The organism is Nocardia thraciensis, from assembly GCF_054782435.1.
Genome location: NZ_BAAGSM010000050.1, coordinates 74397 through 93053, shown reverse-complemented (window position 1 = coordinate 93053; position 18657 = coordinate 74397). Strand labels below are relative to the sequence as shown.

Sequence of the window (18657 nt, the reverse complement as noted above, 5' to 3'; positions counted from 1 at the left end):
GAATCACGCGTACGACGTACGCTCAATAGCTGGGTACAGCGTACGCACCCGGCCCGCAAAACGAAAGCGAGTTATCGGTGACCGACCCCAAGCTCACCCGCGCCGCCATCGTCGACGCGGCCATCGCGCTGGCCGACTCGGACGGCCTCGACGCGCTGTCGATGCGGCGGATCGCCGATCGGATGGGCGTGGGCGCCATGTCGCTGTATCGCCACGTACCCAACAAGGACGCCCTGCTGGCGGAGATGACCGACGAGGTGGCGCGTCGCGACCCTTATCCGCCGCCGCGCCCGGAGTGGACGTGGCGCGACCGCGTGCGCATCGCCGCCGAGATCGACTGGCAGCTGTACCAGGACCACCCCTGGGTGCTGTTCACCTTCGCGGTGCCGCGCTACAACTTCGGACCGCACAGCCTGGCCTGCCTGGCGTGGCTGGTGGAGGGCTTCGGCGAGCTGACCGACGATCCGCGACAGGCCACGCGAATGTCGCTGTCGGTGTGGAGCTACATCGCGGGCATCGCGCTGCAGCAGGTCAGCGCCGCGATGCTGGCCAAGCGCGACGGCGAGCAGGAGGAGGTCTCCGGGCTCACCGCGCTGCTGGAGGGTTCCCCGTGCTGGCCGACGCCGCCCGCGCTGGCGCCACTGGAGGGCACCGGCGGCGGCGACCTGCTGGATCCCGAGCGGATGCTGCAGACGGGACTGGCGGCGCTGTGTGACGGGTTCGCCGCCGGACACTGAGCGGGTGCGAAGTTCGGCCGTACCGATGAATCGGCGCAACGGGCTCCGTCTGTACCTGTGCACGTGCTTGGGCGGCCGCGTTCCGGTGGCCGTCACGACTCCGAGGAGACCTTTATGCCTTCCTTCGACTCCGGCGCGCCCTGCTGGTTCGATGTCACCGCACCCGATATCGCCGCCGCCGCCGAGTTCTACGCGGGCCTGTTCGGCTGGACCGCCGCGGACACCGGCGCGGAGAACGGGCACTACACGGCACTGCGTCAGGGCGGTGCACAGGTCGCGGGCATCGCGTCTGCGACGGCGCCCGACGGCGACGTCAAGCCCGCGATGTGGCTGCCGTACTTCGCCGTCGCGGACGTCCGCGCGGCCGTCCAGACCGCCACCGCCGCCGGTGCCTCCACGTTCTGCGAATTCACCGAGGTGCCCGGCCAGCTCGAGTTCGCCATCCTCGGCGATCCGGACGGCGCGGGCTACGGCATCGCCCACCTGACCGGCCACCCCGGCACCGAGCGGTGGTCCCAGCCGAACAACCCGTGCTGGGTGCAGTACACGGCAGTCGGCGCCCCCGCCGACGCGATGGCGCACTACGCGACGGTGCTCGGCTGGAGCTACCGCGACGCCGCCTGGGAGACCGCCGTCGACAAGCCGTATCAGGCCCTCACCCCCGGCAGCGGCGGCGGCGAGTTCGGCGGCGCCGCGGCGGCCCGGCCGGGCGAACCTGCCCCGTTCTGGGCCATGACGATCCACGTGCCGGACTGTGACGCCACCGTCGCCCGCGCCACCGAACTGGGCGGGAAGACGATCAGCGAACCCGCCGACATGCCGGGCCCGTCCCGCATCGCGGTCATCGCCGACCCCGCCGGGGCCACGGTGGCGCTGATGGCCTTCGGCGGGCGGTAGGGACGACGGTCAACCGGTGACGACCGCGTAAGCGAAACCGTCCCAGCCCTTTCCGCCGACCGTCTGCAGCGCGGTCGCGTCCACCCGAGGCTCCGCGGCGAGCAGTGCGAGCACCTCGCGGCTGGCCCGCACGGCGGCGTCGCCGGACTCCGCGTCGGCGATGCCGCCGTCGCGGATGACATTGTCGACGACGATCACCGATCCCGTGCGGGTCAGCCGCAGCGCCCAGCGCACGTAATTCGAATTGTTGACCTTGTCGGCATCGATGAACACCAGGTCGAACGGTTCCGGATGCTCCTCGGCCAGGACCGGCAGGCTGTCCAGCGCCGCACCGACGCGGATCTCCACCCGGTCACCGACGCCCTTGCGGTCCAGGTTCTTCCGGGCCACCGCGGCGTGCTCGGGCGCGTACTCCAGGGTGACGACCCGGCCCTCGGGTCCCACCGCCCGCGCCAGCCACAGCGTGCTGTATCCGCCCAGCGTCCCGATCTCCAGCACGCGCCGCGCCCCCATCGACACCGCGATCAGATGCAGGAACTTCCCCTGCGGCGGCGACACGTCGATCGACGGCAATCCCGCCGCCGAATTCTCCTGGAACACATCGGAATCTCCGTCCCCGACCATCGTGTCCACCAGATACCGGTCGACCGCACTCCATGCGCCCTTTGTCATACCGGCCAGTCTGCCACCGTCAGGTTCCCTCGGTCGCCAGCTTGATGCCGAAGCCGATCAGGACCGTGGCGGTCACCCGGTCCAGCCAGCGTTTGACGGCCGCGCGGGTGAGCAGCCACTTCGCGCGGACCGCAAGGGATGTCAGCACGGTGTACCACACGATGCCGATGCCGATGTGCATCGCGACGAGCAGCGCACCCCATGCGAGCGCGCCCGCGGGCAGGAACTGGGGCAGCAGACTCATGGCGAAGACGCCGACCTTCGGGTTGAGCAGATTGGTCAGCAGACCCGCCCGCAGCGCCGCCCAACTGCTCGCCACCACGGCCGCCTCCGGCTCCGGCGCAGCATCCCTGTTGCGCCGCAGGCTCTTCCACAACGCCGACCCACCCAGCCACAGCAGGTACGCCGCACCCAGGAAGCGCACCACGTCATAGGCGAGCCGCGACGCGGTCAGCAACGCCGTCAGCCCGAGTACGCTCGCGGTCCCCCACACCAGGCACCCGATGCTGATCCCCGCCACCGCCGCCAGCCCGCGCCGCCGCCCGCCCAGTACGGCGCTGCGCAACACCAGCATGGTGTCCAGCCCGGGTGTCATGACAGCGAGCGAGGTGATCAAGACGAAGCCGAGCAGCGCACCGGAGGTCATCGCGCCATGACATCACAGCATCCCCCGGCGTCGCCACCGAATTCGATCGGCACACCGCGCGTCAGAACAGGAAGTAGCGCTGGGCCATGGGGAGTTCGGTGGCGGGGGCCTCCGCCCAGACCTCACCGTCGACGCGGACGGTGAAGGTGTCCGGGTCGACCTCGATGCGGGGCATGGCGTCGTTGTGCGGCAGATCGGACTTGGTGCGTTTGCGAACGTTGGCCACCGGGACCAGTGTCCGATTCACTCGCAGCCGGTCGGCCAGGCCGTCCTCGATCGCCTGTTCGGAGACGAAATGCAGCGAGGTGCCCGCCGCCACCACCGGGGCCGCGCCGAACATGGGCCGCGGCAGCACCGGCTGCGGGGTCGGGATGGAGGCGTTGGCGTCGCCCATCGCCGCCCACGCGATCGCGCCGCCCTTGAGCACGGCGTGCGGGCGCACGCCGAAGAAGGCGGGTTCCCACAGCACCAGATCCGCCAGTTTGCCCACCTCGACCGAACCGATCTCGTGGTCGAGTCCGTGCGTAACCGCCGGGGCGATGGTGTATTTCGCGATATAGCGCCGCACCCGCAGATTGTCGGCGGCGCCGTCGCCGGGCAGCGCGCCGCGGCGGCGCTTCATCATGTGCGCGGTCTGCCAGGTCCGCATCACCACCTCGCCGATGCGCCCCATCGCCTGCGAATCGCTGCCGATCATCGAGATCGCGCCCAGGTCGTGCAGCAGGTCCTCCGCGGCGATCGTGGACGGCCGAATCCGGCTCTCCGCGAAGGCCAGATCCTCCGGGATCCCCGGATTCAGGTGGTGGCACACCATGAGCATGTCCAGATGCTCGTCCAGGGTGTTGACGGTGTGCGGCCGGGTCGGATTCGTGGAACTGGGCATCACGTTGGGATGCGCCGCGACGGTGATGATGTCGGGCGCGTGACCGCCACCCGCGCCCTCGGTGTGATACGAGTGGATGGCCCGCCCCGCGATCGCCGCGAGGGTGTCCTCCACGAATCCGGCCTCGTTCAGGGTGTCCGAATGCAGCGCCACCTGCACGCCCGCCGCGTCGGCGACGGTGAGCGCCGCATCGATGGCCGCCGGGGTGGTCCCCCAGTCCTCGTGCAGCTTGAAACCGCCCGCGCCGCCGCGCAACTGCTCCCACAGCGCGTCGTGCCGCACGGTGTTGCCCTTGCCCAGCAGCAGGATGTTCACCGGCCACCCGTCGGTGGCCTCCAGCATGCGACCCAGGTGCCAGGATCCGGGCGTGACGGTGGTGGCCTTGCTGCCCTCGGCCGGTCCGGTGCCGCCACCGACCATGGTGGTGATGCCGCCGCCGAGCGCCTCCTCGAGCAGCTGCGGGCAGATGAAGTGCACGTGGCAGTCGATGGCGCCCGCGGTGACGATGCGCCCGTTGCCCGCGACGATCTCCGTCGACGGGCCCACGACCAGGTCCGGATGCACCCCGTCCATGATGTCGGGATTCCCGGCCTTGCCGATGGCGCGGATGCGACCGTCGCGAATGCCGATGTCGGCCTTGATGATTCCCCAGTGGTCCACGATCACCACGCCGGTGATGACGGTGTCGGGAGTGCCCTCGGCGCGGGTGGCGCGGGCCTGGCCCATCGATTCGCGCAGTACCTTGCCGCCGCCGAAGACCGCCTCGTCGCCCGCCGAACCCGGTCCCCCGCTGCGGTCTTCGGTGATCTCGATCAGGAGATCGGTGTCGGCCAGGCGAATTCGGTCGCCGACGGTCGGACCGAACAGTTCGGCGTACCGGGCGCGTGTCAACTCACTCATGGTGTCCCGTCCAGGATTCGGTGGACGCCGACCCGGGTCGCGGCGCGTCCAGCGACCCCGGCGCGTTCAGGCTGATGCCGTACACCTCCCGGGACCCGCGCAGCGGGATCAGCGAAACCCGCTGCGCCAGACCGGGTTCGAAGCGAACGGCGGTTCCGGCCGGGATGTCGAGCCGATGGCCGTGCGCCGCCTCGCGATCGAACTCCAGCGCGGTATTGGCCTGCGGGAAGTGCACGTGGCTGCCGACCTGTACCGGCCGGTCCCCGGTGTTGACCACATCGAGCTCGATCCGCACCACACCCGCGTTGATCTCGACGGGCTCTGCGGCATAAAGGATTTCACCGGGGACGATGCCGGTACCGTGTTCTGCCATCGCCGCCTCAGCCGATCGGGTGGTGCACGGTGACGAGCTTGGTGCCGTCCGGGAAGGTGGCCTCGACCTGCACGTCGTGAATCATCTCGGGCACCCCGTCCATGACGTCGCCACGGGTCAGCACGGTCCGGCCGGACGCCATCAGCTCGGCCACCGTCCGGCCGTCGCGGGCGCCCTCGAGCACGTGATCGGTGATGACCGCCACCGCCTCCGGATGGTTGAGCTTGAGTCCGCGCCGCTGCCGACGCCGCGCCAGCTCGGCCGCGTAGCTGAGCATCAGTCGTTCCTGCTCATGCGGCGACAATCGCATGCGTGCTCCTCGGCGAATCGGATGGTGTGCCCGCCACCGGGCGACATCGTCGGCACCCGGGGCCATGTTCGTGGGCGACATTCTGGCACGGTGTGCCCCGCATGGCGCGCGGGCCCGCGGCCGCGCCGCGTCAGGAGGGGTCAGGAGGGGTTGGGCAGGTTCTGCAGCCGCACCTGGCCCCGCGCCACCGTCCGGCCCTGTTCGTCGGTGATGACGACCTGCCACAGCTGCTGCGTCCGGCCGCGGTGGATCGGCGTGGCCTCGCCGCGCAGCAGGCCCTCGCGTACGGCCCGCAGGAAGTCGGTGTTGTTGTTCACCCCGACCACCTGGCCCCGCTCGCCGTACCACCCGGCACCGCCGACACTGGCCAGGGATTCGATGACCGTGCAGTACAGGCCACCGTTCACGATCCCGGCGGGCTGGTGGTGCTGCGGGCTCACGGCCCACTCGGCACGGATCCGGTCCGGACTCAGCTCGGTGTACTTCAGGCCGATCAGATCGGTGAACGTGCCCTCGCTGAGCTTGTTCATCATCTCCGGCGTGACATCCGCGTACGATGAGCTCCCCGCGTGATCTTGCGTCATGAAATCAAGATTTACACGAGACCGCCGAAATGAAAGCGGCGGGCCCCATCCGGGAGATGGGACCCGCCGCGGCAGTGGATCGGGAGTCGACCGCAGCCCTCGGGACTCTCGCGGATCCTAACGCCGCCTATGAGTGTAGGTCAGGCTTACCTAACAAGGCAAGCGCGACGCACCGGCATTCCGCGCTCCTCCATCGCGGCCAGCAGCGCCTGCCCGCGCCGGGCGCCGACCGTCGAGGAGGTCCGAGCCAGATCCGGCACGTAGGTGGCGGCGCCGGAGATCGTCTCGCCGACCAGCGCCCAGAACCGCCGGGCGCTCAGTCCCGCGCAGCGCAGCATCGCGTGCTGCACCAGCACCAGCGCGGCCTCGCAGCGATGCGCCAGCCACACGTGCATCGCCCGCTCGCACGGCAGCGTCACCACGCCGTTCCGGCCCGCCAGCCGGTCGCCGTCGACCACGCGAATCGTGGTGTCGGACAGGCCCGCCCAGTCGATGCCGCCGTCGTTGTCGGTGTGCACCCACAGGTTCTCCAGGCCCGGGTCCCACGCCCTGCCCTCCGCGACCAGCAGCGCCACGACCCGCCCGACCACAGCGTGGATCAGGGCCGTCGCCACCACCTCGGCGGCGATGTCGGCGCTGATCATCTCGGCCGCGTGGCGCCGGTACATCAGTTCGATCCGCCCCTCGCGCACCCCATCGGCCAGCCGCCACCACCGCCGTCTGCCCTGATCGGCCATATCGGCCACGGCGTACACCCGCGGATGCTCGGGCTGCAGCGCGCGCAGGCGGGCGCAGGCGTAGCCGAATGCCTCGTCGGAGCGGCGGGCCGGGCTGGCGGTCATCGGTTCTGACATCGAACCTCCTCATCGGGTTGGCACTGCGGGCCGAAACGGAAGATAGGTTAGGCTTACCAGACTTACCGAGCAATGAATCGAATCACGTCAGGAGTTATTCGTCGCCGTGCCCGCTGCAGTCACCCTCAAACGGCGCCGCGTCGCGGGTTTGCTGATCCTTGCGCTCCTACTGCTGCTGGCCACGGTCGCCGGGATCGCCGTGGGGGCACGAACACTGCCGCTGGACGCGGTGTACCACGCGCTCACCTGCCCCGACGGCTGGCCGCTGAGCTGTCCGTCGAGCTCGCCCGCCGACCAGATCGTGCGTGAACTGCGGCTGCCGCGCACCGGATTGGCGCTGCTCACCGGGCTGGCACTGGGCGTCGCGGGCGCGCTCATCCAGGGCTACACCCGCAATCCGCTCGCCGACGCCGGGTTGCTCGGCCTCAACGCGGGCGCGGCGTTCCTGGCCGCGCTGTCCATGCATCTGTTCGCGCTCACCCGGCCGGACCAGTACATCTGGTTCGCCTTCGCGGGCGCGCTGATCGCGGGCCTGGTGGTCTTCGGCGTCTCGTCGGTCGGCGGCGGCGCGGCGAGCCCGCTGAGCCTGGTGCTGGCCGGTGCGGCGGTGACCGCACTGCTGACCGCGTTGACCAATGCCGTGGTGCTGCTGGACCCGATGGCACTGGACACCTACCGCTTCTGGGTCGTCGGCACCGTCGCGGGCCACGATGTCGGCGTGCTGCGGCAGGTGTTGCCGTTCCTCGTCCTCGGGGCGCTGCTCGCGCTGGTGGCCGCGCCGGGGCTGAACGCGCTGGGACTCGGCGAGGACGTGGCCCGCGGGCTGGGCGTGCGCGTCGGCCGCAATCGGGCATTGGGGCTCGCCGCCGTCGTCCTGCTCACCGGGGCCGCCACCGCGGCGGTGGGCCCGATCTCGTTCCTCGGATTGGTGGTCCCGCATATCGCGCGCCTGTTCACCGGCCCCGACAATCGCTGGCTGCTTCCCTATTCGGGTCTGCTCGGCGCTTTGCTGCTGTTGCTGGCCGACATCGCGGGACGCGTCGTCGCCCGGCCCGGAGAACTCCAGACCGGCATCGTGCTGGCGGCGATCGGGGCCCCGTTCTTCATCGCCTTCGTCCGGCGACGGAAGATGGTGGGACTGTGACTGTTCCGCCGCTCTCCCGTGTCCGGCCCGCCGCCCGGGTCGGCCCGTTCTCCGCCGTGCTGCGCATCACGATGCTGCTCACCGTGATCGGGCTCGCGGTCGCGATAGTCGGTTTGTTCGCACTGGATATCGCGGTCGGCGAGTACCACATCGCGCTGGGGCGGGTGGTGGACGTGCTCACGGGCGGCGGCACGCGGTCGCAGCGGTTCATCATCTTCGAGTCGCGGCTGCCGCGGGCCGTCACCGCCGTCATCGCGGGCGCGGCGCTGGGCCTGGCGGGCGCGGTCACCCAGTCGATCCTGCACAACCCACTGGCCAGCCCCGACCTGCTCGGAATCACCTCGGGCGCCAGCTTCGCCGCCGTCGCCGCGGTGACCGGCACCGGCGGCGCTACCGTGAGCGCGGCCGCGGCGATCGGCGTTCCGCTCGCGGCGCTCGCCGGTGGGCTGCTCACCGCGGTGGTCATCTACCTGCTGGCGTTGGGCCGCACCGGCGACGGGGCGGCGGGCACGACCGGAATGCGGTTGGTACTCATCGGAATCGGGATCAACGCCCTGCTGCTGTCGGGAGTCAGCTGGCTGCTCACCCGCGCCACCCTCACCGACGCCAGCCGCGCCCAGATGTGGCTGACCGGTTCGCTCAACGGCGCCGACTGGGCCCGCGCGGTCCCGGCCGCGATCGGACTCGTCCTGGTGCTCGCGGTCACCGCCGGGTCGGCGCGCACGCTCGCGGCGCTGCGCTTCGGCACCGACACCACGCGCGCGCTGGGCGTCCGGCTGCAGGCCCAGCAAGGTTTGCTGCTCGGGGCCGCCGTCATCGCCGCGTCGCTGGCCACCGCCGCGGTCGGACCGGTCGCCTTCGTCGGACTCGCCAGCCCGCAGATCGCGCGCCGACTGCTGCGCGCGCCCGGCGAACCGGTGTTCGGATCGGCCCTGGTCGGCGCGGTCGTCGTGGTCGGCGCGGATGTCATCGCGCGTACCGTGGCGCCTGTCGAACTACCGGTCGGCATCGTCACCGCCGCTCTCGGCGGCCCGTTCCTGCTGTTATTGCTCGTGCGCACGAACCGGAAGGCGACCCTCGCATGACCGCCACCCCCCACCACCTCACCGTCGAGGACGTCACGCTCGGCTACGGCGGCCGCGTCGTCGTCGACGGGCTGTCGCTGGATATCGAGCCCGGGGTGATCACCACGGTCATCGGCCCCAACGGCTGCGGCAAGTCCACCCTGCTGCGGGCGCTGGGACGGCTGCTGCGCCCGCGCGCCGGGCGAGTCCTGCTGGACGGCAAGGCCATTGCCACCTGGAAGACCCGCGACGTCGCGCGGATCGTGGGCATGCTGCCGCAGACTCCCGTCGCGCCCGAGGGGCTGACCGTCGCCGACCTCGTCGCGCGCGGGCGCCACCCGCACCAGTCCTGGCTGCGCCAGTGGTCGGCGGACGACGAGACCGAGGTCGCGGCCGCGCTCGCCCAGACCGGCATCGACGACCTGGCCGACCGCACCCTCGACGAACTCTCGGGCGGCCAGCGCCAGCGCGCCTGGATCTCCATGGCTCTCGCACAGGGCACCGACATCCTGCTGCTCGACGAGCCCACCACCTACCTGGACCTGGCGCACTCGCTCGAGGTCCTCGACCTGGTCGACCGGCTGCACGACGAATTGGGCCGCACGGTGGTGATGGTGCTGCACGATCTCAACCTCGCCATCCGCTACAGCGACCGGCTGGTCGTCATGCAGGACGGCCGGATCGTCGCGCAGGGCGCGCCCGCCGATATCATCGATGCCGATCTGTTGCGCGAGGTCTTCGGCCTCGAGGCCAGCGTGCTGGACGATCCGGTCTCCGGACGGCCGATGATCGTGCCGATCGGGACCCGTCACGTCCTGCCCGCGCGCACGGCGGGTTAGGCGCAACCGGCGTGCCCGTATGAAAAATCCCACACAGCTATCGGCCGGTTACGACGATCTGTAGTACGCATTTGTGTCGTTGTCTCCGTAAACTGGTGGGATGGCAGGTCTTGGTGAACTCGAGAAAGCGGTCATGGACCAGTTGTGGTCGGCCGAAGAACCGCAGACGGTCCGGCAGGTTCACGAGGCCCTCGCGGCGCGCCGCGAGCTCGCGTACACCACGGTGATGACGGTTCTGCAGCGGCTGGCCAAGAAGAATCTGGTCGTCCAGCAGCGTGACGACCGCGCTCATCGCTACGCGCCGGTGCACAGCCGCGACGAACTCGTCGCCAGCCTGATGGTCGACGCGCTGCAGCAGGCCGACGAGGTCGGCAGTCGGCAGGCGGCGCTCGTGCACTTCGTCGAACAGGTAGGAGACGACGGGGCTGCCGCACTGCGGGAGGCACTCGCTAAGCTCGAAGCAACCGAGGCCGCCCGCACCGCGTCCGACGACAAAGGAGCCGCCCCGCCGCAGTAGTTGCTGCGGCGCTCCGGTCGTCGGGGCCCAGTCGACGACTACCAGCGGGAGCGCCGCGATCTCGGGCCCTGGCCCCACAACGCAGTGAGCTGAGCATGAACGCAACCGCGCCGGTATTCGCCGGTCTCGCTTTGCTTCTCGCGGGACCGGTTCCGGCCCTGCTCAGCCGGGCCCGATGGCCGTTCCGGACGCCGCGGGCGGCCCTGGTGCTGTGGCAGGCGGTCGCCCTCGCCGCCGTGCTCAGCGCCTTCGGTTCCGGCTTGGCCATCGCCAGCGAACTGCTGGTGCCCGGCCACAACGGGCGTCCCACCACCTCGCCCACCCGGGAGATCGACGCGCTCGGCCTGCCGCTGTGGCTCGCCTATGTCGTGGTCTTCGCCCTCACCCTGCTGGTGGGCGCGCGCCTGATCTACGCGTCGATCCGGGTGGGCGTGCACACCCGGCGCCGCCGGGCGCGACACCGGATGCTCGTCGACCTGCTCGACCAGGGCGCCGAATACACCCAGCACCGGGCCAGCGATATCCGGGTGCTCGCGGCCAGCGAGCCGATCGCCTACTGCCTGCCGGGGCTGCGCCAGCGGGTGGTGCTGAGCCAGGGCACGTTCGCCAACCTGTCCGTCTCCGAACTCGAGGCGATCGTCAGCCACGAGCGCTCGCACCTGCGGGCCCGCCACGACCTGGTCCTGGAGGCGTTCACCGCCGCGCACGAGGCATTCCCGCGCTTCGTGCGCAGCAAGTCCGCGCTCGACGCGGTGAAGCTGTTGATCGAGCTGCTGGCCGACGATTCCGCGGTGAAGGTCACCGGTCCGACGCCGCTGGCCCGCGCCCTGGTGGCGTGCTCGAATTCGACCGCGCCGCAAGGGGCCATGGCCGTCGGCGGGCCCACCACGCTGATCCGGATCCAGCGGCTGGCCGGTCCGCTGGGCGACCTGCGCATCGCCGCCGCGGCCTATCTGGCGGCCGCGGCGATCCTGGTGGTGCCGACCCTCGCGGTCGCGATTCCGTGGCTGGTCGAGCTGAGCCGGTTGTTCAGTGCCGCCTGAGATCCGCTTCGCGGAGCTGGGCCTGCCGGTGGCCCTGGTACAGGCGCTGCGCCGCGCGGACCTCGAGACCGCCTTCCCCATCCAGGCCGCCACAATCCCCGACATTCTCGCCGGGCGCGACGTATTGGGCCGGGCCGCAACCGGTTCCGGCAAGACACTGGCCTTCGGGCTGCCGCTGCTGGTCCGGGTGATGCGCGGGGCGGCGGCGCCCCGCCGACCGCGCGGCCTGATCCTGGCGCCCACCCGCGAACTCGCCCTGCAGATCGAGCAGGCCCTCGGCGAACCGGCGCTCGCGCTCGGCGTCCGGCTCGGGTCCGCCGTCGGCGGCGTGCCCATCAAGCGGCAGCGGTCCCGGCTGGACCGCGGCGTGGACGTGCTCATCGCCACCCCGGGACGCCTCACCGATCTCGTCGCCCAGGCCGCCGTAAGCCTGGACGCGGTGCGCGTGACCGCCGTGGACGAGGCCGACCACATGGCCGCACTGGGCTTTCTCGACCAGGTCACCACCCTCCTGGACCTGCTGCCCGCCGACGGCCAGCACCTGCTGTTCTCCGCCACCCTCGACGAGCTCGTCGGCACCCTCGTGGAGCGCTACCTCCGTGCCCCGGTGACACATTCGGTACACGGGACAGATCTCTCCGACGCGACCCCGCAACCCGATTCGCACATCGCCACCGACTCCGGTCCGCGGGCGGCGCGGCACGCTGCTGCCGGTTCATGTGTCACCCCGCCGGATTCGCCTGCGCCGCAGCACAATGCGGCCGGTTCACAGGTCCCGGGGATCGACCACCACCTGCTGTCCGTGCGCAAGGCCCACAAGTACAAGGTTGTCGCCGAGATCGCCGCGCGGTCCGGGCGCACGCTGTTGTTCGTCCGCACGCAGTACGGGGCGCAGAAGCTGGCGCGGCGGCTGCGGGAGGCGGGGGTCGCGGCGGCCGAACTGCACGGCGGGAAGTCGCAGAACCAGCGCACTCGGGCGCTGGCGGCCTTCGCTCACGGAGCGGCCTCGGCGCTGGTCGCCACCGACGTCGCCGCCCGGGGGATCCACGTCGACGACATCTCGCTGGTCGTGCACGTCGATCCGCCCGCCGAGCCCAAGGACTACCTGCACCGCACCGGCCGCACGGGGCGCGCCGGAGCAACGGGCACCGTCGTCACCCTCGTCACCGAGGACGACCGCGCCGAGATCGACCGGCTCGTGCGGGCGCTCGGTATCGCTCCCGCCGAACTACACGTCCGCCCCGGCGACCGCGCGCTCGCCGCCCTGACCGGAGCGCGCGAACCCTCCAGCCGGCCGGTCCCGGACCCCGCCGCACCGTCCCCGGCCGACGGCCCGCCGGGCGGTGACACGCCCGGAAACCGGCGGCGCCGCAACCCTTCTCCGCCCCACCCCAAGCGTCGCCGCAATCGTTCGGCAAACTAGCCGCCGCTCCCCGCGGTCGGTTGCTGTGTCCAACTCGGCTGCGTGCCAGGACGATACGATGGCGGGTAGACGTCGACTGTCGAAGGGGATGGCGATGACCGAGCGCAAACCGGCGGGTACGACCCACGAGTCATGGATCGACAAGCAGATTCGCGAGGCGACCGCCCGCGGCGAATTCGACGATCTGCCGGGCGCGGGCAAGCCGATTCCGGGGGCGGGGCATCCGCTCGACGACGATTGGTGGCTGAAGGACTACCTGCGTCGCGAGGGCGTGACGGGTGACGGCGTGCTGCCACCGTCGCTGCTGCTGCGCCGCGATCTCGAGCGCCTGCCCGAACGCGTGCAGCGGCTGCGTTTCGAACGCGACGTCCGCGAGCTGGTCTCCGAGCTCAACACCCGCATCACCGAGTGGCAGCGCATGCCGACCGGCCCGCACGTGCACGTCGCGCCGGTCGACGCCGACGAGGTCGTGCAGCAGTGGCGCAGCGGACGGCGCACCACCGACGACGCCTCCGAACCGGCAGCGGCAACGCCCGAGACCCCGCGGGCGCCGTGGTGGCGGCGGGTGTTCGGCGGGCGCTGACATCCCGCGGCGACAGCAACGCTGTCGCGTACCCGGAGCGATCGTGCGACCGGGTCGTGACCAGGCGCGTTCCCCGGGACCCGGCGTGTCCGCACACCACCGGCATTCCCCTACAATCGTGTAAGTGCAGTTTCTTCCCGGCCATACGCCGCCGTACGACCTGACCTACGACGATCTCTTCCTCGTCCCGAACCGGACGGACGTGGCGTCACGCTTCGATGTCGACCTGTCGACCAGCGACGGGACCGGCACGACGATCCCGATCGTGGTCGCCAATATGACGGCGGTCGCGGGTAAGCGCATGGCGGAGACGGTCGCCCGCCGTGGCGGCATCACGGTGCTGCCGCAGGACCTGCCGATCAGCGCGGCGACCAAGACCATCTCCTACGTCAAGAGCCGATCGCTCACCGCCGATACGCCGGTGACGCTCGGCCCGGACCACTCGGTCTCCGAGGCGCTGGCGCTCGTGCACAAGCGCTCCCACCGGGCCGTCGTGGTCATCGACGAGGGCAAGCCGGTCGGCGTGGTCACCGAGGACGCCTGCGCGGACGTCGACCGCTTCGCGCGCCTGCACACCGTCGCCGCGACCGATTTCGTCACCGCCCCGGCCGACACGTCGCCGCGCGAGATCTTCGAACTGCTCGACGCCGAGCACGCCCAACTGGCCGTGCTGGTCCACGCGGACGGCACCCTCGCGGGCGTGATGACCCGCACCAGCGCGGTGCGCACCGGCATCTACACCCCCGCCGTCGACTCGCACGGCAAGCTGCGCGTCGCGGCCGCCGTCGGCATCAACGGCGACGTCCCCGCCAAGGCCAAGGCCCTCGTCGACGCCGGCGCCGACGTGCTGGTCATCGATACCGCCCACGGCCACCAGGTGAAGATGCTGGAGGCGCTGCGCGCGGTCGCCGATCTGAAGCTCGGGGTCCCGCTGGTCGGCGGCAACGTGGTCTCCGCGCAGGGCACGCGCGACCTGGCCGAGGCGGGCGCCGACATCATCAAGGTCGGCGTCGGTCCGGGCGCCATGTGCACCACGCGCATGATGACCGGCGTGGGCCGCCCGCAGTTCTCCGCCGTCGCCGAGTGCGCGGCGGCCGCGAAGGAACTCGGCGTGCACATCTGGGCCGACGGCGGCGTCCGGCACCCGCGGGATGTGGCGCTCGCGGTCGCCGCGGGCGCGTCCAACGTGATGATCGGCTCGTGGTTCGCGGGCACCTACGAATCGCCGGGCGACCTGCGCACGGATCCCTCCGGCAACTCCTACAAGGAGAGCTTCGGCATGGCGTCCAAGCGCGCCGTCGCTGCCCGCACCGCCTCCGACAGCGGCTTCGACCGCGCCCGCAAGGGACTGTTCGAGGAGGGCATCTCCTCTTCGCGCATGCGCCTGGACCCGGAGCGCCCGGGCGTCGAGGACCTCATCGACCACATCTGCTCCGGCGTGCGCAGCGCCTGCACCTACGCAGGCGCCCGCACCCTGGGCGAACTGCACGACAAGGCCGTACTCGGCGTGCAGTCGGCCGCCGGTTTCGCCGAGGGCCGCCCACTGCCGTCAGGCTGGTGAGCCAACCTCGATCTCCTTCTCGTTGTTCCCGGCGCGTGGTGCGGCGCGCCCGGGGAGTCCCGCGCGCGACCCGGTAGCATAAGAATTGCCGGGCCGCGGGTATACCTGTCTCGCGGCCGGGTACAGCACATTCACACGGCCGTTTGCGAAAGGAACCAGTTGTCACCCGCGTCCAAGGGCGCCACTCAGGAGGGCTCCTCTACCGAGCCGGGTGACAAACCCGGCGCCTCCGTTATCCCAGCTCCTCCCCCGTCCGGGCGGTGCTGACAGTGTCGGTCGTGCTCACACTGCTCAGCCTCGTGGGCTTCGTGGCGCTCACCCTGGGCACCGCGCTGTTCGTCGCCGCCGAATTCTCGCTCACCGCACTCGAGCGCAGCACCGTCGAGGCGCACGCCCGCGACGGCGACCGGCGGGCCCGCCAGGTCCGCCACGCGCACCGCACACTGTCGTTCCAGCTGTCCGGTGCGCAGCTGGGCATCACCATCACCACACTCGTCACCGGTTACATCGCCGAACCGGTGCTGGCCCGCCTGCTGGAACCGCCGTTCTCCGCGCTCGGACTGGGTTCCGCTGCCGCTCACGGTGTTTCGCTGGTCCTCGCGCTGGTGCTGGCCACCTCCCTGTCGATGACCTACGGCGAACTGGTGCCCAAGAACATGGCCATCGCCAACCCGCTGGCCGCGGCCCGACTCACGGCGGGCCCGATGATCGCCTTCTCCGTCTTCTTCAAGTGGCTGATCAACCTGCTCAACGGGACCGCCAACTGGGTGGTGCGGCGCTTCGGCATCGAGCCCGCCGAGGAGCTGCGCTCGGCCCGCTCCCCCGAGGAACTGGGTTCGCTGGTGCGCACCTCGGCCCGCCGCGGCGCGCTGGATCTGCGCACCGCGCTCGTGGTGGATCGGTCGCTCGCCTTCGGCGATCGCAGCGCCGAGGAGCTCATGACGCCGCGGGTGAAGATCGAATCACTCGATCAGGACGACACCATCGCCGAACTCATCCAGGCCGCGGGGCGGACCGGGTTCTCACGGTTCCCGGTGATCGACGGCGACCTGGACAACACGGTCGGCGTCGTGCATATCAAACAGGCGTTCCTGCACCCGGTCCGGGAGCGGCACACCATCTCGCTGCGCTCCATCGCCCACGCGGTGCCGATCGTGCCCGCGAGCCTCAACGGCGATGCCGTCCTCGAGCGAGTGCGCTCCGACGGCATGCAGGTCGCGCTGGTGGTCGACGAGTACGGCGGCACCGCGGGACTCGTCACCACGGAGGACATCATCGAGGAGATCCTCGGCGACGTCCGCGACGAGCACGACGAGGAGGAGCTCGACGTGCGCCGCACGGCCTCCGGCTGGAACTGTTCGGGCCTGCTGCGCGTCGACGAACTCTCCCGCGCGACCGGATACGACGCGCCCGAGGGCGAGTACGAGACCCTCGGCGGGTTGGTGCTCACCATGCTCGGCCGGATCCCCGAGGCCGGGGACGAGGTGCTGCTGCCGAATCATCGCAACGGGCACCAGCCCCACACCGACGGCGGCTGGGTGGCGCGCGTGGAACGGATGGACGGTCGGCGCATCGACCGCGTACTCCTGCAACCCGTCGACGCCGACACCCTCGCGAGTTGGGAGCTGCACCATGGGTGACCTGTACGGTGTGCTGCTCACGGTGGTGCTGCTGGCGAGCAACGCCTTCTTCGTCGGCGCGGAGTTCGCCCTCATCAGCGCCCGCCGGGATCGGCTGGAAACCCTTGCGGCACAGGGCAAACGCAGCGCCGACACCGTCATCAAGGCCGGTGAACACCTGTCGATGATGCTGGCGGCCGCACAGCTCGGCGTCACCATCTGCTCGCTGCTGCTGGGCCGCGTCGGCGAACCGGCGATCGCGCATCTGCTGGAGCGGCCCTTCGAACTGGCCGGACTGCCGGACCAGTTGCTGCACCCGGTCGGATTCGCCCTAGCGCTGAGTCTCGTCGTCGTGCTGCACATGCTGCTGGGCGAGATGATCCCGAAGAATATCGCCCTTGCGGGGCCGGAACGCGTGGCGCTGCTGCTGGTTCCGATGCTGCTGTGGTTCCTGCGGCTGGCCCGGCCGTTGATCACCCTCTACAACGTCGCCGCGAACCTCACGCTGCGCGCGCTGCGCATCGAGCCCAAGGACGAACTCGACGCCACCGTATCGTCGCTGGAGCTGGCGGAGATGATCGGCGAATCGCGTTCGGAGGGCCTGCTCGAGGAGGGTGAGCATCGACGGCTGGCGCGCGCGCTGGGTACCACCGACCGGATCGTCGCCGATGTCATGGTGCCCCTGCCGAAGACGCGCTGCGTACCCCTGCGCGGCGACGGGACGACACTGGGCGATATCGAGTCCGCCGTCGCCGAGACCGGGTTCTCCCGCTATCCGGTCCGCACCGCGGACGGCTCGCTGGTCGGGTACCTGCACGTGAAGGACGTGCTGGACAAGGTGGCCGACGATTCGGCGGGACCGTCCACGCCGATCCCGCGCACTGACATCCGGCCGCTGCCCACCGTCAGCATCGGCACCACGCTGTACGAGGCGCTGTCGCGACTGCGGCGCACCAGCAGCCATCTCGGCCGCGCCGTCGACAGCCGAGGCAACACCGTCGGCATCGTCGCGCTGGAGGATCTGGTGGAGGAGTTCGTCGGCACGGTGCGCGACGCCACCCACCGGATCGCGGAATGAGCCGGGCAGCGACGGCCACGGCGGAGCGAGACATCCGGCTGCTGGTGGAGCCCGACTGGCGGGCCCGGGCCGCCGCGCATCGGGCCCGGGTCGACGAGCTGATAAGCCCGTACCTCGAGCGGCGCGCGCACGGATCGAAGCATCCGGTGATCGACTTCCTGTTCACCTACTACGGGCACAAGCCCGCCCAGCTGCGGCGCTGGCACCCGGGATACGGTGTCGCACTGGAGAATGCGACCGAATACGCGAATTCGCGGGGATATCGCGGTGTCACGCTGCCGACCGCACCCGCGGTCCCCCGCGCGTACACCGCTGCCCCCGCCTTCCTGGACCGTCGTCGCCACACCGTCGAATTCGTCTCGAACCTCCTGCGCGCCACCGCGTCCCGGCCCGCGCGGCTGTCCTGCTTCGGGCTGCACGAGTGGGCGATGGTGTACCGCAGCGACGAGGTCCGCCACCGGCAGGTGCCGCTGCGGCTCGGGAACGCGGGAACCGACGCGGTGGTGGAGTCGATGTCACTGCGCTGCACCCACTTCGACGCCTTCCGCTTCTTCACCCCCGCGGCGACACCCCGCAACGCCGTTCCCCTGACCCGCGACGACCAGCCCCGCCGCGAGCAGCCCGGCTGCCTGCACGCCAACATGGACCTGTACAAGTGGGGCTTCAAGCTGAGCCCGCTCATCGACTCGGACCTGCTCCTGAACTGTTTCGAACTGGCCTGCGCCGCCCGCGAACTCGACATGCGCGCCAGCCCGTACGACCTCTCCGAGTACGGCTACACCCCCGTCACCATCGAAACTCCTTCCGGCAGAGCCGAATACGTACGCGGCCAGGTAGAGCTGGCCGAGCGGGCCGCACCACTGCGCGCCCGCCTGCTGACCGCCGCGGACGCACTGCTCGAGGAGACTTCCTCGGCGCCATAGCATCCGA

The 18657-nt window shown here is 70.8% G+C and carries 20 protein-coding genes; 13 read left to right on the top strand and 7 right to left on the bottom strand.

From position 1 onward, the window contains the following. Positions 1-77: 77 nt before the first annotated feature. On the top strand, positions 78-737 hold the full coding sequence (locus ACYVLQ_RS30195; RefSeq protein WP_460700932.1) for a TetR/AcrR family transcriptional regulator: 660 nt from the start codon (positions 78-80) through the stop codon (positions 735-737). Positions 738-851: 114 nt separating this feature from the next. Next, entirely contained in the window at positions 852-1634 is a 783-nt protein-coding gene (locus ACYVLQ_RS30190) for a VOC family protein (RefSeq protein ID WP_460700931.1), read from the top strand. 9 nt (positions 1635-1643) lie between these two features. Here the strand turns inward: ACYVLQ_RS30190 and ACYVLQ_RS30185 are convergent, their stop codons facing one another. The 7 genes from ACYVLQ_RS30185 to ACYVLQ_RS30155 all read right to left on the bottom strand — a co-directional run bounded on the left by ACYVLQ_RS30185 (position 1644) and on the right by ACYVLQ_RS30155 (position 6856). Further along, the gene (locus ACYVLQ_RS30185; RefSeq protein WP_460700930.1) at positions 1644-2306 is read right to left on the bottom strand and encodes an O-methyltransferase; all 663 of its coding nucleotides are present in this window, start codon (positions 2304-2306) and stop codon (positions 1644-1646) included. A gap of 19 nt (positions 2307-2325) precedes the next feature. Continuing rightward, complete coding sequence (locus tag ACYVLQ_RS30180; protein ID WP_460700929.1) at positions 2326-2952, bottom strand: LysE family translocator; 627 nt, start codon at positions 2950-2952, stop codon at positions 2326-2328. Positions 2953-3013: 61 nt separating this feature from the next. Beyond that, positions 3014-4735, bottom strand: coding sequence for an urease subunit alpha (locus ACYVLQ_RS30175; protein ID WP_460700928.1), 1722 nt, complete (start codon positions 4733-4735; stop codon positions 3014-3016). Then, positions 4728-5087 (bottom strand): urease subunit beta, encoded by a 360-nt coding sequence (locus ACYVLQ_RS30170; RefSeq protein WP_460701028.1) that lies wholly within the window; start codon positions 5085-5087, stop codon positions 4728-4730. The genes ACYVLQ_RS30175 and ACYVLQ_RS30170 overlap by 8 nt, the downstream gene beginning before the upstream one ends. Before the next feature lie 28 nt (positions 5088-5115). Continuing rightward, positions 5116-5418, bottom strand: coding sequence for an urease subunit gamma (locus ACYVLQ_RS30165; RefSeq protein WP_460700927.1), 303 nt, complete (start codon positions 5416-5418; stop codon positions 5116-5118). Positions 5419-5558: 140 nt separating this feature from the next. After that, entirely contained in the window at positions 5559-5951 is a 393-nt protein-coding gene (locus tag ACYVLQ_RS30160) for a PaaI family thioesterase (protein ID WP_460701027.1), read from the bottom strand. 197 nt (positions 5952-6148) lie between these two features. Continuing rightward, positions 6149-6856, bottom strand: a complete 708-nt coding sequence (locus tag ACYVLQ_RS30155; RefSeq protein ID WP_460700926.1) for a hypothetical protein — start codon at positions 6854-6856, stop codon at positions 6149-6151. 106 nt (positions 6857-6962) lie between these two features. Here ACYVLQ_RS30155 and ACYVLQ_RS30150 point away from each other — a divergent pair, with 106 nt between their 5' ends. The 11 genes from ACYVLQ_RS30150 (at position 6963) to ACYVLQ_RS30100 (ending at position 18650) form a co-directional block, all read left to right on the top strand. Next, positions 6963-8000, top strand: a complete 1038-nt coding sequence (locus ACYVLQ_RS30150) for a FecCD family ABC transporter permease (RefSeq protein ID WP_460700925.1) — start codon at positions 6963-6965, stop codon at positions 7998-8000. Next, positions 7997-9085, top strand: coding sequence for a FecCD family ABC transporter permease (locus ACYVLQ_RS30145; RefSeq protein ID WP_460700924.1), 1089 nt, complete (start codon positions 7997-7999; stop codon positions 9083-9085). Before ACYVLQ_RS30150 ends, ACYVLQ_RS30145 begins: the two co-directional genes overlap by 4 nt. Next, a complete protein-coding gene (locus tag ACYVLQ_RS30140) occupies positions 9082-9903 on the top strand; it encodes an ABC transporter ATP-binding protein (protein ID WP_460700923.1) in 822 nt (273 codons plus the stop codon). Before ACYVLQ_RS30145 ends, ACYVLQ_RS30140 begins: the two co-directional genes overlap by 4 nt. Positions 9904-10003: 100 nt before the next feature. After that, on the top strand, positions 10004-10420 hold the full coding sequence (locus ACYVLQ_RS30135; protein ID WP_460700922.1) for a BlaI/MecI/CopY family transcriptional regulator: 417 nt from the start codon (positions 10004-10006) through the stop codon (positions 10418-10420). 95 nt (positions 10421-10515) lie between these two features. Next, positions 10516-11463, top strand: coding sequence for a M56 family metallopeptidase (locus ACYVLQ_RS30130; RefSeq protein ID WP_460700921.1), 948 nt, complete (start codon positions 10516-10518; stop codon positions 11461-11463). After that, the gene (locus ACYVLQ_RS30125; protein ID WP_460700920.1) at positions 11453-12886 is read left to right on the top strand and encodes a DEAD/DEAH box helicase; all 1434 of its coding nucleotides are present in this window, start codon (positions 11453-11455) and stop codon (positions 12884-12886) included. The genes ACYVLQ_RS30130 and ACYVLQ_RS30125 overlap by 11 nt, the downstream gene beginning before the upstream one ends. 94 nt (positions 12887-12980) lie before the next feature. Further along, positions 12981-13469, top strand: coding sequence for a DnaJ family domain-containing protein (locus ACYVLQ_RS30120; RefSeq protein ID WP_460700919.1), 489 nt, complete (start codon positions 12981-12983; stop codon positions 13467-13469). A gap of 124 nt (positions 13470-13593) precedes the next feature. Next, the gene (locus ACYVLQ_RS30115) at positions 13594-15030 is read left to right on the top strand and encodes a GuaB1 family IMP dehydrogenase-related protein (RefSeq protein ID WP_460700918.1); all 1437 of its coding nucleotides are present in this window, start codon (positions 13594-13596) and stop codon (positions 15028-15030) included. A gap of 269 nt (positions 15031-15299) precedes the next feature. Further along, positions 15300-16670 (top strand): hemolysin family protein, encoded by a 1371-nt coding sequence (locus tag ACYVLQ_RS30110; RefSeq protein ID WP_460701026.1) that lies wholly within the window; start codon positions 15300-15302, stop codon positions 16668-16670. Beyond that, positions 16663-17727 (top strand): hemolysin family protein, encoded by a 1065-nt coding sequence (locus ACYVLQ_RS30105; RefSeq protein WP_460700917.1) that lies wholly within the window; start codon positions 16663-16665, stop codon positions 17725-17727. The genes ACYVLQ_RS30110 and ACYVLQ_RS30105 overlap by 8 nt, the downstream gene beginning before the upstream one ends. A gap of 32 nt (positions 17728-17759) precedes the next feature. After that, positions 17760-18650: a 3-methyladenine DNA glycosylase gene (locus tag ACYVLQ_RS30100; RefSeq protein WP_460701025.1), complete on the top strand. Its 891-nt coding sequence runs from the start codon at positions 17760-17762 to the stop codon at positions 18648-18650. The last annotated feature ends 7 nt before the right edge of the window (positions 18651-18657 follow it).

Bases quoted from the DNA above. Each gene is read 5' to 3' on its own strand.
- ACYVLQ_RS30190 (WP_460700931.1), top strand. From the start codon at position 852: ATGCCTTCCTTCGACTCCGGCGCGCCCTGCTGGTTCGATGTCACCGCA.
- ACYVLQ_RS30185 (WP_460700930.1), bottom strand. From the start codon at position 2,306: ATGACAAAGGGCGCATGGAGTGCGGTCGACCGGTATCTGGTGGACACG.
- ACYVLQ_RS30180 (WP_460700929.1), bottom strand. From the start codon at position 2,952: ATGACCTCCGGTGCGCTGCTCGGCTTCGTCTTGATCACCTCGCTCGCT.
- ACYVLQ_RS30175 (WP_460700928.1), bottom strand. From the start codon at position 4,735: ATGAGTGAGTTGACACGCGCCCGGTACGCCGAACTGTTCGGTCCGACC.
- ACYVLQ_RS30165 (WP_460700927.1), bottom strand. From the start codon at position 5,418: ATGCGATTGTCGCCGCATGAGCAGGAACGACTGATGCTCAGCTACGCG.
- ACYVLQ_RS30160 (WP_460701027.1), bottom strand. From the start codon at position 5,951: ATGATGAACAAGCTCAGCGAGGGCACGTTCACCGATCTGATCGGCCTG.
- ACYVLQ_RS30155 (WP_460700926.1), bottom strand. From the start codon at position 6,856: ATGTCAGAACCGATGACCGCCAGCCCGGCCCGCCGCTCCGACGAGGCA.
- ACYVLQ_RS30140 (WP_460700923.1), top strand. From the start codon at position 9,082: ATGACCGCCACCCCCCACCACCTCACCGTCGAGGACGTCACGCTCGGC.
- ACYVLQ_RS30135 (WP_460700922.1), top strand. From the start codon at position 10,004: ATGGCAGGTCTTGGTGAACTCGAGAAAGCGGTCATGGACCAGTTGTGG.
- ACYVLQ_RS30130 (WP_460700921.1), top strand. From the start codon at position 10,516: ATGAACGCAACCGCGCCGGTATTCGCCGGTCTCGCTTTGCTTCTCGCG.
- ACYVLQ_RS30120 (WP_460700919.1), top strand. From the start codon at position 12,981: ATGACCGAGCGCAAACCGGCGGGTACGACCCACGAGTCATGGATCGAC.
- ACYVLQ_RS30105 (WP_460700917.1), top strand. From the start codon at position 16,663: ATGGGTGACCTGTACGGTGTGCTGCTCACGGTGGTGCTGCTGGCGAGC.